Here is a 15,195-nt window from a genome sequence, read left to right as displayed (position 1 = left end):
GATCATCAGCCCGCCAGTCGCAGGGGCTGCGACGGAATCCGTCCGCCGCGACATTTGCGCACCTGCCAAGCCTGCACCTCGGGCAGGAACTCCAGGCGCAACGCCGCCGGGGAGGAATTGGCCGCATGCCGCCGGTCGCGGATTGCGAAGGCATGGCAATCGCCACTGTCGGCCGCCACCTGCAGCCGTCGCATCAGCCGGGCATCGCCGGTGTCCGGCCACCCCAGCACCGCAGCGCAGGCGCCGCTGCGCAGGCATTGCTCGAAGGCCCAAAGCGCTTCGTCCTGCGTCGCCTCGACGACATCCAGTACATCCAGCCGCACCCCGGCCGCCTGCCAGGCCGGCGCATAGGGAATGCAGGGGGGCGCGATCAGCACCACCCGTCCGCCCGCGGCGGTGATGCGCGCCAACACGGGGAACAACAGCGAGATCTCGCCGACCCCCTCGGCCGGCAGCAGCAGCTCGGTCAGCGCACGTGGTGGCCAGCCGCCGCTGGGCAGCACCGCATCGAGTGCGGCATGCCCGGTCGGCTGCCCCGCATCGAGCTGGGGTGCACCGCGCCCTGCTGGCCACACGGTACGTCCGGCCAGCAGGGCGTCCAGGGTCTGCGGGATCGCGGCCATCTCAGCCCTGCCGCAGCAGGCCGCAGTACAGGCCTTCGATCGAAAAATCCGCATCAGCTGCGACCACGATCGGTGCATGCGCCCGATTGCGGGGCAACAGGCGCACACCTGCCGGCCGGTGTTCGAGCCGCTTGATCGTGATCGCATCGTCCAGCCGCGCAACCACGATCTGGCCATCGCGCGCCTCGCGGCTGCGGTGCACCCCGACCAGATCGCCATCGAGGATGCCGTCGTCGATCATCGAGTCGCCCTCCACCCGCAGCAGGTAATCCGGGCGCAGCGAGAACAGGCTGCGGTCCAGCCACAGCACCCGGTCGCTGCCGATGTCCGCGCCGATCGGCACGCCTGCCGCGACCCGCCCCAGCACCGGCAACGCCGTCATCCGATCGCCCTGCCCCGGCAGCCGCAGGCCGCGCTTCTGGCCGGTCTGCAGTTCGATGAGGCCGGCGGCAACCAGGGCCTGCACATGCTTTTGGGCGGCATTGCGCGAAGCGAAACCGAAGGCCTCGGCGATCTCCGCCAGGCTCGGTGGCGCGCCGGCGGCGATGCGTTCACGCAGGAATTCAAGGATTGCCGCTCGCTGGGGGGACAGGCTGATCATGGTGTACATTTGTACACCTTGCGCCGTCGCGGCGCCATCGATTCCGCCTCGCAGGCCAGGACCTTCCGGCCCGGCCGCTGCCGCTGCCGCTGTCGCTGTCAGCTTAGCCCCCTGGGCGCGACCCCAGCTGGCGAGGGCAATGCCCGGGTCCTAGCATCAGCGCGTCCCGCACCGGAACCTCCCATGCAGCGTCAACGCCTCCTGTTTCCGGCGCCCGCCCAATGGACACGCTCGGCCTGGCAGGCGGCCGCGATCGTGCTGCTGGCGCTGCTTGTCGCATCGAATGCCGCCTGGCTGCACGCCAGCAGCAGCGGCAGCGACAGGGGCGCCCATCCGCGCCAGCTGCCAGTGCCCCAGCGCGTGATCTATGAATACCCACGGCCCGCCGCAGGCTCCGCGAACACGCCCATGCAGGAGGCCTACCGCGCGACGCCGCTGGAGGCCGGCGAACGATGTGCTGGTGGGCAGATCATCCGCCGCCTGCCCAATGGCTGGGAAGGCAGCAACCGGCCCTGCAATCCCTGAGATCCATGAGGCGCCACGCGGTCACTGCCCGCGATGGTTGCAGACCGCCGAGACCCGATCGTTCAGACGACGCAGATCGTCATAGCGACGGCGGGTGCCGAGCTTGTGCAACACGGCTTCGCGATTGGCACGGGCCGCGGTGCAGCGTGCTTGCTGATCGTCGCCACGGCTGCGGGATACCCGCGGGGACACTCCGCGGCGTTCGCCGGCCCCGGGCGTCCGCCGTACAGGCGCATGGGAGACCGGGCTGGATGCGGCAGGCACCTCCGCCAACACAGGCGGCCCGTCCGCCGTCCAGGTCCGCAAGGGCGCGCCCTGGCTACACGGTTCCGACTGATAGCTGTGTCCACCCCGGGCGTCGGCGCACTTGAACACCGATTGGGCATCCGTCGCCGACATCCCGCCCCACCACAGCACCAGCACACAGGCCATCCGCATCGGCACACCTCAGGCTCGAACAGCCGCCAAGCCTGCGGGCCGGCATTGCGGCGGGCCATCGTCGATCGCCGCGATCCCATGCGGGTCTGTTTCGGGGCCACCGGTCAGGAAACGGCGTGGGCTCAATCGCCGTCAGCGGACTGCGCATTGCGGACCGCATCCGCCCGCGCGGCGCGCAGGGCATCGAGCTTGTCCTTGAGCTTGAGTTCCATGCCACGCGCGACGGGCTGATAGTAGATCCGCTCGCCCATCGCATCCGGAAAGCCCGTCTGGTCGAGGGCAATGCCGCCTTCCGCGTCATGGTCGTACTGGTATCCGGTGCCGTAGCCCAGCTCTTTCATCAGTTTGGTCGGCGCATTGCGGATGTGCATGGGTACGTCCTGCGTACCGTATTCGCGCACGTCGCGCTTGGCCTGGTTGAAGGCCATGTAGGCGGCGTTGGATTTGGCGGTGCTGGCGAGATAGATCACCAGTTGCGCGAGGGCGAGATCGCCCTCGGGACTGCCGAGGCGGTCATAGGTTTCCCAGGCATCGATCGCCATCTGCAGGGCGCGCGGATCCGCCAGCCCGACGTCCTCGACCGCCATGCGCGTCATGCGCCGTGCGAGATAACCGGGATCGCAGCCGCCATCGAGCATCCGCGCCAGCCAGTACAGCGCGGCATCTGGATTCGAACTGCGCACGCATTTGTGCAGGGCCGAGATCTGGTCGTAGAACTGCTCGCCGCCCTTGTCGAAGCGGCGCGTGCGATCGGCCAGCACCTGCTCGATGGTGCCGGCCGTCACTTCCCCGCCCTCGCCCGCCAGTTCCGCTGCAATCTCCAGCAGCGTCAGCGCCCGGCGCACATCGCCATCGGCGGCCACCGCGATCAATCGCAGCAGGTCCTCGGCGATCCGCAGCCCGCGATCGCCGAGACCGCGCTGGGCATCGTCCAGGGCGCGGTGCAGGGATTGGAGGATGTCGTCGGGCGACACCGATTCCATGACGTGGACGCGGCAACGCGACAGCAGCGCGGAGTTCAGTTCGAACGACGGGTTCTCGGTGGTCGCGCCGACGAACACGATCGTGCCGCGTTCGATATGCGGCAGGAACGCATCCTGCTGGGTCTTGTTGAAGCGATGTACCTCGTCGACGAACAGCACCGTGCGGCGCCCGCCATCGAAACGGTGCGCAGCTTCGGCCAGCACCTGGCGCACTTCGGGCAGGCCGGACAGCACCGCCGAAATCGCCTTGAACTCTGCGTCCGCGTAATGGGCCAGCAGCAGCGCCAGGGTGGTCTTGCCGCAGCCCGGCGGCCCCCACAGCACCATCGAATGCACCTTGCCCGCCTCCACTGCCGTGCGCAGCGCCGTACCCTCGGCCAGCAGGCGTCGCTGCCCGACCATCTCGTCGAGCGTTGCGGGCCGCATGCGTTCCGCCAACGGGCGCATGGCGCTGCGATCGACCTGCAGCAGATCGCCGGTATCGGCGCGGGATGGGCGGGAACGGGGCACGCGGTTCAACCTGTCGGTGCACTGCAACGGAATGCGGACATGGCGATATTGCGGCAAGCGGACGTGATCACAACCACAAGCCGTCGTCTGGCGCAGCTGGCGCAGCTGGCGGGCAGCCTGCTGCTTTTCGCCGTATCGATGACGGCGGCCGCGGATTGGCGCCGCGATGCGGTGGAGACACTGTTACGCGAATCGGGCGAGCACCGGCTCGTGGTCCTTGGCGAGATGCATGGCACCCGCGAGGTTTCGTTGCTCGCCAGCGATCTGGTCGAGCATTGGAGCAGGACCGGACCTGTGCTGCTCGCACTGGAAATTCCGGTGCGTGAGCATGCGGCACTGAGCGCGGCAGTCACGGGCGGCAAAAACCCGATGACGGCGTATCTCCATGATCTGGATCCCGTCACGATTGACATCGCCGCCGAGCGCGGACAGTTCTGGGCCTGCCCGGAGGTCGACGCGTGCGGCGTGGTGACCATCAACCGCGCGCGCCCCAGTGGCCGTCAGCCTGAGCGCCTTACGACTATCGACTGGTGCTGCCCGCATTCACACCGATCCGTCAGGTGGGCGACACGGATCGATAGGCGCTTCGGCAATCGTTGCCTGCCACGGTAGAAACAGAAACGGCCACCCGAAGGTGGCCGCTCGTTTGCATGCAGCTCGTAGTGTGCGGGCGCGCGTGGTTATTCCTCGCCGACCACATCCACGCCCGCGGCAGGCGTGTAGCGGAAGGTGTCCGCCGCGAACGTCGGATTGCGCTTCCACCCGCTGAAGCCGATGGTCGTGCGCTGGCCGAGGGTGTCGTGGATTTCCATCCGGGTCGGCGTGCCGTCGCCGCCGAAGCCGATGCGTGCGCGTTCGAATGCGGCATTGTCGCTGCGCTTGGGCCGCAGCTCGAGCCAGTCCAGGCCACCAGATGTGCCGGCCTCGGTCACGACGAAATCGCGGTCGATCCGGGACGGGTCGATCAGTGCAGCCAGCGGGCTGTCCTGTTCCTGGCTGCCCTGCGGGCGGCGCGTGACCTGCTGCAGGTCGGGGTCATACACCCAGACGGTCCGTCCGTCGGCGACGATCAGCTGCGGATACGGCTTCACGTATTCCCAGCGGAACAGCCGCGGCGCCGACAGGGCCAGCGAGCCGCTGGAGCTTTCCTTGGTCCGGCCATTGCCATCGGCCACCTGCTGGGTGAACTGCGCTTCCAGGCCCTTGAGCCCACGGGTGAACTGATCGAGCTGCGGACGCGCATCGGCGGCCTGGGCGAGGCCGGCGACCGTGAGCACGGCGGTCGCGACGAACCAGCGGGAGTGGCGGAGCATCGTGCGCATGGCAAGGGCCTCGAAGTACTTGGGACGTAGGACCGGAGTGTGCGAATCAGCACCTGAATGCGGCAACGACAACGGAGCCCGGTGCCGGTTCCGTCCAGCACCGATTCACCGCGGGCCCGAGATTCAGCGCGGCGGCGGCGGTGGCGCGAGCACGCTGCGGTCGCCGTTGTGCTCGGGCGGGGTCACCACGCCCGCCGCTTCCATCGCCTCGACCAGCCTCGCAGCGCGGTTGTAGCCGATCTTGAGTCGGCGCTGCACGCCGGAAATCGATGCGCGGCGCGTTTCGGTGACGATCTTGACCGCCTCGTCGTACAGCGGATCGCTCTCGTCGCCACCACCGCCGCCGCTCTCCGGCAGGCCGGTCGCACCGACCACGGTCCCGTCGCCCATGGTCTGCACTTCGTCGAGCACGCCTTCGATGTACTCGGCCTTGCCGCTCTGCTTGAGGTGTTCGACGACGCGGTGCACTTCCTCGTCGGAGACGAATGCCCCGTGCACGCGCTCGGGCAGCGCGGTGCCCGGCGGCAGGTAGAGCATGTCGCCGTGGCCGAGCAGCGTTTCCGCACCCGACTGGTCGAGGATGGTGCGCGAGTCGATCTTGGAGCTGACCTGGAAGGCGATGCGGGTGGGGATGTTGGCCTTGATCAGGCCGGTGATGACGTCGACCGAGGGGCGCTGGGTGGCCAGGATCAGATGGATGCCGGCCGCGCGCGCCTTCTGCGCCAGGCGCGCGATCAGTTCTTCGACCTTCTTGCCGACGATCATCATCATGTCGGCGAATTCGTCGATGAAGATGACGATGTAGGGCAGCGGCTCGAGCAGTTCGGCGACGTCGCTCGATTCCGGGTTCGGCCGGAACAGCGGATCGGACATGGGCTGCCCTGCCTCCTGAGCGTCCCTGACCTTCTTGTTGAAACCGGCCAGGTTGCGCACGCCCACCGCGCTCATCAGCTTGTAGCGGCGCTCCATTTCCGCCACGCACCAGCGCAGGCCGTTCGCGGCCTCCTTCATGTCGGTGACCACCGGCGCCAGCAGGTGCGGGATCCCCTCGTAGACGCTGAGCTCGAGCATCTTCGGGTCGATCATCAGCATGCGCAGGTCTTTCGGCGAGGCCTTGAACAGCAGGCTCAGCACCATCGCGTTGACCGCCACCGACTTGCCCGAGCCCGTGGTACCAGCGACCAGCAGATGCGGCATGCGCGCGAGATCGGCCACGACCGACTGTCCGCCGATGCCCTTGCCGAGCGCCAGGGTGAGCGGACTGGCCGACTTGTCGTATTCCCTGGAGCGCAGCAGCTCGGAGAGATAGATCATCTCCCGGCGCACGTTCGGGATTTCCAGGCCGATCACCGACTTGCCCGGAATCACGTCGACCACGCGCACCGCCTTGACCGACAGGCCGCGCGCGATGTCCTTGTCGAGCGAGCTGATCTGGCTGACCTTGACCCCGGGCGCGGGCTCCATCTCGAAGCGCGTGATCACGGGACCGGGCTGTGCTTCCTTGACTTCCACGTCGATGCGGAAGTCCTTGAGCTTGAACTCGATCTGCCGCGACAGGGTTTCCAGCGTCTCATCGTCGTAGCCGTTGGGCTGCGGCTTGGGATCATCGAGCAGCGACAGCGGCGGCAGGTCCGAACCGTTGGCGCCCACGCCATGGAACATCGGGATCTGCTGCTCGCGCTTGGCGCGTTCGCTCTTCTCGACCACTGGCGGCGTGGCGGGCGGCTCGATCCTGACCGGTGCGCGTTTGGCCCGCAGTTCGCTGTCGACCTTGCGCGCCTCGGTGCGCTCCTCGCGATGGACGCGCGCTTCCTTCCACTCGGTGGCCTGCTTGCTGCTGCGGCGGAACAGCTCAGGCAGCTTCAGGGCCCAGCCGCCGAGGCGATCCATCAGCGCAAACCACGACAGCCCGGTCGCCAGCGTGACCGACACCAGGAACAGCGCGAGCAGGAACAGATTGCCGCCGACCGGCCCGATCGCACCGAACAGCGAGTTGCCCACCAGGCGGCCGAGGATGCCGCCGCCACCGGCCGAGAGGTTCTCCACCGCCGGCAGCCGCAGATACAGCAGGCCGGTCGCCGAGACCAGAAAGCCCACGATGCCCACCAGCCGCAGCGCCGGCCCGAAATCGGCGACGCCTTCGCGGTCGCGCTCCAGGCCGAACAATGCGATCCATGCGACCGCGCCGAGGATCAGCGGCAAGAGGAAGGCGACGTAGCCGCACAGGTGCAGCAGCACGTCCGCGATCCAGGCGCCGACCGGCCCACCGACATTGTTCAGCGGCACGCTGACGTTGCCGGCGTTGGTCCAGCCCGGATCGGTGTGCGAGTAGGTGACCAGGCACGCCAGCAGATACAGCAGCAATGGCGCGATCAGGATCAGCGCGATGTCCCGGACCAGGCGCTGCCGGCGCGGATTGGGCACCACATGGGCCGATGCCGCGGGAGCGGACTCCTGGGCGGCGCGGCGCGGGCGCTTGGCGCGGTCTGAAAGCGGGAGTGCCACCGTGCGTCTTTACCTGAGAAAGTCGGTACAGGCCTTTGATCTTACGTCAAAGTTTCATGCCCTGCAGCGCAGGGTGTACCAGCTTGCCGCCTTCGACGTTGATACCCCGGACCAATGCCTGGTTGTCGCGCCACTGGCCCGAGGCCAGCTTGTTGACCCACGGCAGGATCGCCGCGCAGATCGCCTGCGACGAAGTCTGCGGCACGGCGCCGGGCATGTTGGTCACGCAGAAGTGGGTGAGGCCCTCCTCGACGTAGGTGGGCTCCTTCCAGGTCGTTGCGCGCGAACTTTCGAAGCAGCCGCCCTGGTCGATCGAGATGTCGACGAGCACGCTGCCGTTCTCCATCGACTTCATCATCTCGCGGGTCACCACATGCGGCGCGACCGCACCGGTCACCAGCACCGCGCCGATGATCAGATCGGCCGATGCAACCTCGCGCGCGACCACTTCGTCATACGGATACAGGGCGGTCACGTTGTTGCCCAGGCGCATCATCTGGTCCATGCGGTCGGCGCGCTTCTCGAACACCACGACGTTGGAACCGCCGGCCGCGGCCAGTGCCGCCGAGGCACCGCCTGCCACGCCTGCGCCGAACACCACGACCTTGCCGCGCTCGGTCGACGGCAGGCCGCCAAGCAGCTTGCCCTTACCGCCGAGCGGCTGGTGCAGGTAATGCGTGCCGACCTGGACGGCGATCTTGCCGGCGATCACCGACATCGGCGCCAGTAGCGGCAGGTCGCCGTTGTCGAGCTCCACGGTCTCGAAGGCAACGCCGGTCAGGCCGATGTCGAGCAGACGCCTGGTCAGCTCCGGCAGCGGGGCCAGATGCAGGTAGCAGAACAGCAGGTGGTCAGGGCGCAGCAGGGCGAGGTCGCCTTCGATCGGCTCCTTGACCTTGACGATCAACTGGCCCTTTTCGTACAGCGCGGCGGCATCAGGCGCGATCTTCACGCCCAGCCGGGTGTAGGCATCATCGGCGAAGCCGGACTTCAGGCCTGCGCCCTGCTGCACCCACACTTCGTGACCACGGTTGACCAGATCGCCCGCCGCGGCAGGTACCAGGGCCACGCGGCCTTCGAGGGTCTTGGTCTCACTGGGAATCCCGATACGCATGTCGCCGACTCCTGCACAAAAAACGCCGCTTGGGGCGGCGTGTCGCGAATGGATTGTTCCGGTCCGCTGACACGGCCGAACCTTGTTTTGCGGGGGGCGCACCGCCAAGCTATGGCTCACGTCAGGCCGCAGTGCCGCAAGCCCACGAGTATACATGAGCGTCTCCAGCACCAGCCCCCGCCACATTCGTCTGCTGATCCTCGGATCGGGTCCTGCCGGATGGACCGCGGCCGTCTATGCGGCCCGTGCCAACCTCAAGCCGGTCGTCATCACCGGCATGCAGATGGGGGGTCAGCTGATGACCACCACCGAGGTCGACAACTGGCCGGGCGACCCCCACGGCCTGATGGGTCCGGATCTGATGGCGCGCATGCAGGCGCATGCCGAGCGCTTCGATACCGAGACCATTTTCGACCATATCCACACCGCCGACCTGTCGCAGCGCCCGTTCCGCCTCAAGGGCGACAGCGGCGAGTACACCGCCGACGCGCTCATCATCGCCACCGGTGCGACCGCCAAGTACCTCGGCCTGCCGTCGGAAGAGGCGTACAAGGGCCGCGGCGTCTCCGCGTGCGCCACCTGTGACGGCTTCTTCTACAAGGACCAGGACGTGGCCGTGGTTGGCGGCGGCAATACCGCGGTCGAGGAAGCGCTGTACCTGTCGAACATCGCGCGGACCGTCTACCTGGTCCATCGCCGCGACACGCTGCGCGCCGAGAAGATCATGCAGGACAAGCTCAACGCGAAGATCCAGGCCGGCAAGATCGTCCCCGTCTGGCACCACACCGTCGATGAAGTGCTCGGTAACGAGGCCGGCGTGACCGGCCTGCGCCTGAAGTCGGTGCAGGACGGCAGCACACGCGAGATCGCGGTCCACGGTTTCTTCGTCGCGATCGGCCATACACCCAACACCACGCTGTTCGAAGGCCAGCTGGCGATGAACAACGGCTACCTCGAGATCCGCTCGGGCATCGACGGCAACGCGACCGCGACCAACGTGCCCGGCGTGTTCGCCGCCGGCGACGTGACCGACCAGCACTACCGGCAGGCGATCACCTCGGCCGGGTTCGGCTGCATGGCCGCGCTCGACGCCGAACGCTTCCTCGACCAGCAGAGCTGAGCCGGCGGCGTCGACGACGCGCATGGACAACGAGCTACGGCAGGGCTTCTTCCCCGTGAGCTGGCGGGTGTTGCCGCCGCTCACATGGCGGCTTCGGCGGGCGGGATCGCTCCGCCGCCGTCCGCATCGCTGCTCACGCCTTGCGCCGGCCAGGCCCACTTCGAGGCGCCTCGGATGATCCAGGCCCTAGAGCTTCGGCCGTGACGCAGGCCGCAGGCGAAATCCGGGTATTAACGTCGCTGACCGGCGTTGCCGCGGGCGACTGGGATGCCTTGCACGATGGCGCCAACCCCTTTGTCGCCCACGCATTCCTGAGCGGCCTGGAACTTCACGGGTGCCTGCGCGAGGACTGGGGCTGGACGCCCAGGCACCTGACGCTCTGGCGCGATGGAACGCTCGTTGCGGCGGCGCCCGCGTACGCGAAGACCAATTCCCACGGCGAGTTCGTGTTCGACCATGCCTGGGCACGCGCCTACGCGCAGTACGGGCGGGACTATTTCCCCAAGCTTCTGTGCGCGGTGCCCTATTCGCCGGTCACCGGCCCGCGCCTGCTCGCGAGCGACGCGCATGATCGTCGGGCACTGGCGGACGCATTGCAGGCGCTGGCGCGCGCAGCCGGTTGGTCATCGGCCCACGTGAACTTCCACGCGTCAGCCGAGGGCGACGCCTTCGACGCGGACTGGCTCGCCCGCATCGACGTGCAGTACCACTGGCGCAACCCGGGCGACTGGTCGACCTTCGACGACTATCTCGGCGCGATGGACCACAAGCACCGCAAGAACATCCGCCAGGAGCGGGCCAAGGTCGCGCGCGCCGGCGTGACCTTCCGCGTGCTGCACGGCGACGAAGCCAGTGATGACGATCTCGCGACGATGTACCGCTTCTACCTGCAGACCTTCGCCGAGTACGGCAACTCGCCCGCGCTGACGCTCGATTTCCTGCGCCACCTCGCCGCGACGATGCCGCGCCAGCTGGTGCTGGTTCTGGCCGATCTAGGCGACACGCCCATCGCCGGTGCATTGTGTCTGCGCGGTGCCGACACGCTCTACGGCCGCTACTGGGGCGCGATCGCCACCCTGCCCGGCCTGCACTTCGAAACCTGCTACTACCAGGGCATCGACTACTGTCTGCGGATGGGCCTGCGCCACTTCGAACCCGGCGCGCAGGGCGAACACAAGCTTGCGCGCGGATTCCTGCCCACGCTGGTGCACAGCCGGCACTGGGTCGCCGATCCAGCGTTCCGCGAGGCGCTGCGCAACTGGTGCGGCCAGGAGGCCGAGGCCGTCCGCGCGCACGCAGCGACGCTGGCCGCCGCCAGCCCGTTCCGCGGCGCCGGACCATGAGTCAGCATCTGCCGCGCCTCGGGCTGGATCCGGAGGCGCCGTTTCCAGCGGTCGAGACTGCGCTGCGTCGGCCCGATGGGCTGCTGGCATTTGGCGGGGATCTGTCGGTGACACGCCTGCGCAATGCCTACCGCCACGGCATCTTTCCGTGGTTCTCCGAAGGCCAGCCGATCCTCTGGTGGTCGCCTGATCCGCGCACCGTCTTCGAAACCGCGACGCTGCGGCCCAACCGCCGGCTGGCACGCGCACTGCGCAACAGCGGCTGGGCCCTGCGCGCCGACAGCGCCTTCGAGCACGTCGTGGCCGCATGCGCGAACGCACCGCGACCCGGTCAGGACGGCACCTGGATCACCCGGGCGATGCAGGATGCCTATGTGCGACTGCATGCGGCAGGCCTCGCCCACAGTGTCGAGGTATTCGACGGCGACGAGCTGGTCGGCGGCATCTACGGAGTGGCGATCGGCCGGATGTTCTTCGGCGAAAGCATGTTCAGCGCGCGATCCGGCGGTTCCAAGGCGGCGCTGATGGGGCTGGCCCGGCAGATGCGCCGCTGGGAGATGCCGTTGATCGACGCTCAGCTCGACAACCCGCATCTGCAGATGCTGGGGGCGACATCCTGGCCGCGCGAACGCTTCGTCGCGGCGCTTGCTGCACTGGTCACGCGCCCCGCCGCAGTCGAAGGGAGTTGGCACGGAGCGTTCGGCCGGCTCGAAGCAGCCCGGCTGGCTGAACCCGACTGATCCGAGCCGCAGGATCTTTTGCATCGTCTGCCGCCGCGTGCGAGAATACCCCGCTTTGCTGGCGAGAGCCCGGTCGTGACCTGGCCGCCCGCCGCATCCCTCAACAACGGATATTCCAGACGAATGGCGAAAGATGACGTCATCGAGTTCGAAGGCGCGGTCTCCGAGACCCTCCCGAACACCATGTTCCGGGTGAAGCTCGAGAACGGCCACGAAATCATTGCGCACATCTCCGGCCGCATGCGCAAGAACTACATTCGGATCCTGACCGGCGACCGGGTGAAGGTCGAGATGACGCCCTACGATCTCACCAAGGGCCGCATCACTTACCGCATGAAGTAAGCGCAGGCATTGCGATGCGTGTTGGAAGGCAGCCTTGGCTGCCTTCTTTCGTTTGGGTGGCCGCAGCGCGCGGGACGGGTGTCCTGCGCGTCATGCGGCACGCGCCTGTGGGATTGCTCACGCAGCGCTTGTCGCGCTGCCTTCCTTGGCACTGGCAGGGGCGCTGCGAATGCCTGGGCGGATCCGCTCATCGCTGACGACGCACCCTGCCGATGCTGCTGATGCCAGGAGTCTTGGCCGCCCGCAGCGTCACGACACGTCCCGAGCCGGCTACGATCGTCCGCAGGCAAGAAGAAGGCGCCCGCAGGCGCCTTCCGGGTGACACCACGTCAGCACACTCACTCCACGGCCACGGTCAGAAGACGCTCGGGTTCGGCCCAGGTCTCCACGGTCAGCTCGCCGTCCTTGACGTCGATCGCGACCCGGCCGCCACCCGCCAGCTTGCCGAACAGCAGCTCGTCGGCCAGCCGACGCTTGATCTTGTCCTGGATTACGCGGGCCATCGGACGGGCGCCCATCTGCGGGTCGAAGCCGTGCTGGGCCAGCCAGTCGCGCGCGGCCGGCGTCGCCGAGACCGAGACATTCTTGTCGTGCAGCTGCGACTCCAGTTCGATCATGAACTTGTCGACGACCCGCAGGATGTGGTCGAAGCCCAGCGACTGGAACTGCACCACCGCATCGAGACGGTTGCGGAATTCCGGCGAGAAGCTCTTGCGGATCACTTCCATCGCATCGCTGCTGTGGTCCTGCTGCATGAAACCGATCGACCGCCGCGACGCCTGGGTGGCGCCGGCATTGGTCGTCATCACCAGGATCACGTTGCGGAAGTTCGCCTCGCGCCCGTTGGTGTCGGTGAGCACGCCTCGGTCCATCACCTGCAGCAGGATGTTGAAGATGTCCGGATGCGCCTTTTCGACCTCGTCGAGCAGCAGCACGCAGTGCGGCGTCTTGACGATCTTCTCGGTCAGCAGACCGCCCTGGTCGAAGCCGACGTAGCCGGGAGGCGCGCCGATCAGCCGGCTGACCGAATGCGCTTCCATGTACTCGGACATGTCGAAGCGCACCAGTTCGATGCCCAGCTGCAGGGCGAGCTGGCGTGTGACCTCGGTCTTGCCGACGCCGGTGGGGCCGGCGAAGAGGAAGTTGCCGATCGGCTTGTCCGGACTGCCCAGACCGGAGCGTGCGAGCTTGATGGCCGAGGTCATCAGTTCGATCGCAGGATCCTGGCCGAAGATCACCATCTTGAGGTTGCGCTCGAGATGCTCGAGCACGTCCTTGTCGGTGGCGCTGACCTGCTTGGCGGGAATGCGCGCCATCTTCGCGACGATCGTCTCGACCTCCTCGACGTCGATCAACGCCTTGCGCACGCCCTCCGGCAGCAGGCGCTGACGCGCCCCCGCCTCGTCGATGACGTCGATGGCCTTGTCCGGCAGCAACCGGTCGGCGATGTGTTTGACCGACAGGTCGACCGCAGCCTGCAGCGCCTCGTCGGCGTAGGTCACGTCGTGATGCGCCTCGTAGCGGGGCTTGAGTCCCTGCAGGATCTGGAAGGTCTCGCTGACGGTCGGCTCGACGATGTCGATCTTCTGGAAACGCCGCGCGAGCGCGCGATCCTTCTCGAAGATGCCGCGGTATTCCTGGAACGTCGTCGAGCCGATGCAGCGCAGCTCGCCCGCCGACAGTGCCGGCTTGATCAGATTGGACGCGTCCATGGTGCCGCCCGACGCCGAACCGGCACCGATGATGGTGTGGATCTCGTCGATGAACAGGATCGCGCCGGGATGTTTCTTGATCGCCGCGAGTACCGCCTTGAGGCGCTTCTCGAAATCACCGCGGTACTTGGTCCCCGCGACCAGCGCGCCGAGATCGAGCGCGTAGATCGTTGCCTCGCTGAGCACCTCGGGCACCTCGCCATCGACGATGCGCTTGGCCAGCCCCTCGGCAATCGCGGTCTTGCCCACGCCCGCCTCGCCGACATAGAGCGGATTGTTCTTGCGGCGGCGGCACAGGACCTGGATCGTCCGCTCGACTTCCTCGGCGCGGCCGACCAGCGGATCGATGCGGCCCTCGCGCGCGGCGGCGTTGAGATCGCTCGCGAACTCGGCCAGCGCATCGCCCTTGCCCTCGCCGTCGGAGTCGCGTCCCTGGGCGGCGTCGTCAGGGGTGCCCTCCGGCTCGTCGCCGCCGGTCTTGGCGATGCCGTGCGAGAGGTAGTTGACGACATCCAGACGGGTGACGTCCTGCTGGTTGAGGTAGTAGACCGCGTGCGAGTCCTTCTCGCCGAAGATCGCCACCAGCACGTTCGCGCCGCTGACTTCCTTCTTGCCCGAGGACTGCACGTGGTAGACCGCCCGCTGGAGCACGCGCTGGAACCCCAGCGTGGGCTGGGTGTCGCGCGTGTCGTCCTCGGCCAGCTTGGTGACCGACGTCAGGATGGCCTGTTCCAGGTCGCTGCGCAGGCGCTCGAAATCGGCGCCGGTGGCCTTGAGCACGGCCTCCGCGGACGGGTTCTCGAGCAGCGCCAGCAACAGGTGTTCGACCGTCATGTACTCGTCGCGGGCCTCGCGGGCGCGCTTGTAGCACTGGCCGATGGTGAATTCGAGATCTTTGCTGAACATGGGGCGGACGCCTCCGGCTTCACTGACACCCTAGATGGGGCCCGAATCCGGCAATCAAACCCTGCCCCCCGTAGGCCTTATTAGGCCTTTTCCATTGTGCAGAGCAAGGGATGAAGATTGAGGCGCGCGTATTCGTTCACCTGGGCGACCTTGGACTCGGCCACCTCGCGACTGTACACACCGCAGACGCCGCGGCCGCGCGTGTGGACATGCAGCATCACCTGGGTCGCCCGCTCGAGATCCAGGGCGAAGAACCGCACCAGGATCTCGACGACGAAGTCCATCGGCGTGTAGTCATCGTTAAGCAGCAGCACTGAATAGAGCGGCGGCGGCGCCACGTCGGGGCGACTTGCGGCGACGGCCGTGCCGTGCGCGTCTTCGTGTTCGGGTCTGCGACTCATGCGCCGATTA

The 15,195-nt window shown here is 67.5% G+C and carries 14 protein-coding genes; 6 read left to right on the top strand and 8 right to left on the bottom strand.

Translation table 11 applies throughout. The annotated features are described in order from the left end of the window. Nucleotides 1-5: 5 nt before the first annotated feature. Together imuA and lexA are read right to left on the bottom strand one after the other, a co-directional pair. The gene (gene imuA, locus CNR27_RS09960; RefSeq protein WP_096298399.1) at nt 6-623 is read right to left on the bottom strand and encodes a translesion DNA synthesis-associated protein ImuA; all 618 of its coding nucleotides are present in this window, start codon (nt 621-623) and stop codon (nt 6-8) included. Between the two features lies 1 nt (nt 624). After that, complete coding sequence (lexA, locus tag CNR27_RS09955; protein WP_096300533.1) at nt 625-1,224, bottom strand: transcriptional repressor LexA; 600 nt, start codon at nt 1,222-1,224, stop codon at nt 625-627. Nucleotides 1,225-1,407: 183 nt separating this feature from the next. Here lexA and CNR27_RS09950 point away from each other — a divergent pair, with 183 nt between their 5' ends. After that, entirely contained in the window at nt 1,408-1,749 is a 342-nt protein-coding gene (locus tag CNR27_RS09950) for a hypothetical protein (RefSeq protein ID WP_096298398.1), read from the top strand. 560 nt (nt 1,750-2,309) lie between these two features. On the opposite strand, the gene CNR27_RS09940 is transcribed toward CNR27_RS09950, so the two are convergent. Continuing rightward, nucleotides 2,310-3,617 (bottom strand): replication-associated recombination protein A, encoded by a 1,308-nt coding sequence (locus tag CNR27_RS09940; protein WP_096300531.1) that lies wholly within the window; start codon nt 3,615-3,617, stop codon nt 2,310-2,312. Between the two features lie 102 nt (nt 3,618-3,719). Here CNR27_RS09940 and CNR27_RS09935 point away from each other — a divergent pair, with 102 nt between their 5' ends. Then, the gene (locus CNR27_RS09935) at nt 3,720-4,292 is read left to right on the top strand and encodes a hypothetical protein (RefSeq protein ID WP_096298394.1); all 573 of its coding nucleotides are present in this window, start codon (nt 3,720-3,722) and stop codon (nt 4,290-4,292) included. Between the two features lie 68 nt (nt 4,293-4,360). On the opposite strand, the gene lolA is transcribed toward CNR27_RS09935, so the two are convergent. The 3 genes from lolA to CNR27_RS09920 form a co-directional block, all read right to left on the bottom strand. Continuing rightward, complete coding sequence (gene lolA, locus CNR27_RS09930) at nt 4,361-4,993, bottom strand: outer membrane lipoprotein periplasmic chaperone LolA (RefSeq protein ID WP_425435516.1); 633 nt, start codon at nt 4,991-4,993, stop codon at nt 4,361-4,363. A gap of 132 nt (nt 4,994-5,125) precedes the next feature. After that, entirely contained in the window at nt 5,126-7,429 is a 2,304-nt protein-coding gene (locus tag CNR27_RS09925; protein WP_245815810.1) for a DNA translocase FtsK, read from the bottom strand. Nucleotides 7,430-7,553: 124 nt separating this feature from the next. After that, nucleotides 7,554-8,621, bottom strand: a complete 1,068-nt coding sequence (locus tag CNR27_RS09920) for an alanine dehydrogenase (protein ID WP_096298389.1) — start codon at nt 8,619-8,621, stop codon at nt 7,554-7,556. Between the two features lie 154 nt (nt 8,622-8,775). Here CNR27_RS09920 and trxB point away from each other — a divergent pair, with 154 nt between their 5' ends. From trxB to infA, 4 genes are all read left to right on the top strand, one after another. Then, nucleotides 8,776-9,741 (top strand): thioredoxin-disulfide reductase, encoded by a 966-nt coding sequence (trxB, locus tag CNR27_RS09915; RefSeq protein WP_096298387.1) that lies wholly within the window; start codon nt 8,776-8,778, stop codon nt 9,739-9,741. A gap of 200 nt (nt 9,742-9,941) precedes the next feature. Continuing rightward, on the top strand, nt 9,942-11,084 hold the full coding sequence (locus tag CNR27_RS09910) for a GNAT family N-acetyltransferase (protein WP_245815590.1): 1,143 nt from the start codon (nt 9,942-9,944) through the stop codon (nt 11,082-11,084). Continuing rightward, nucleotides 11,081-11,824, top strand: a complete 744-nt coding sequence (gene aat, locus CNR27_RS09905) for a leucyl/phenylalanyl-tRNA--protein transferase (RefSeq protein ID WP_096298385.1) — start codon at nt 11,081-11,083, stop codon at nt 11,822-11,824. The genes CNR27_RS09910 and aat overlap by 4 nt, the downstream gene beginning before the upstream one ends. A 123-nt stretch (nt 11,825-11,947) precedes the next feature. Beyond that, complete coding sequence (gene infA, locus CNR27_RS09900; protein ID WP_055248081.1) at nt 11,948-12,166, top strand: translation initiation factor IF-1; 219 nt, start codon at nt 11,948-11,950, stop codon at nt 12,164-12,166. A gap of 338 nt (nt 12,167-12,504) precedes the next feature. Here the strand turns inward: infA and clpA are convergent, their stop codons facing one another. After that, entirely contained in the window at nt 12,505-14,784 is a 2,280-nt protein-coding gene (gene clpA, locus CNR27_RS09895; RefSeq protein ID WP_096298383.1) for an ATP-dependent Clp protease ATP-binding subunit ClpA, read from the bottom strand. A gap of 80 nt (nt 14,785-14,864) precedes the next feature. Further along, on the bottom strand, nt 14,865-15,185 hold the full coding sequence (gene clpS / locus CNR27_RS09890; protein ID WP_096298381.1) for an ATP-dependent Clp protease adapter ClpS: 321 nt from the start codon (nt 15,183-15,185) through the stop codon (nt 14,865-14,867). Nucleotides 15,186-15,195: the final 10 nt, after the last annotated feature.

This window comes from Luteimonas chenhongjianii (assembly GCF_002327105.1).
In the GTDB taxonomy this organism is placed as follows: domain Bacteria; phylum Pseudomonadota; class Gammaproteobacteria; order Xanthomonadales; family Xanthomonadaceae; genus Luteimonas; species Luteimonas chenhongjianii.
The sequence above is the reverse complement of the archived record's forward strand: the minus strand, read 5'-3'. Positions and strand labels throughout refer to the sequence as shown.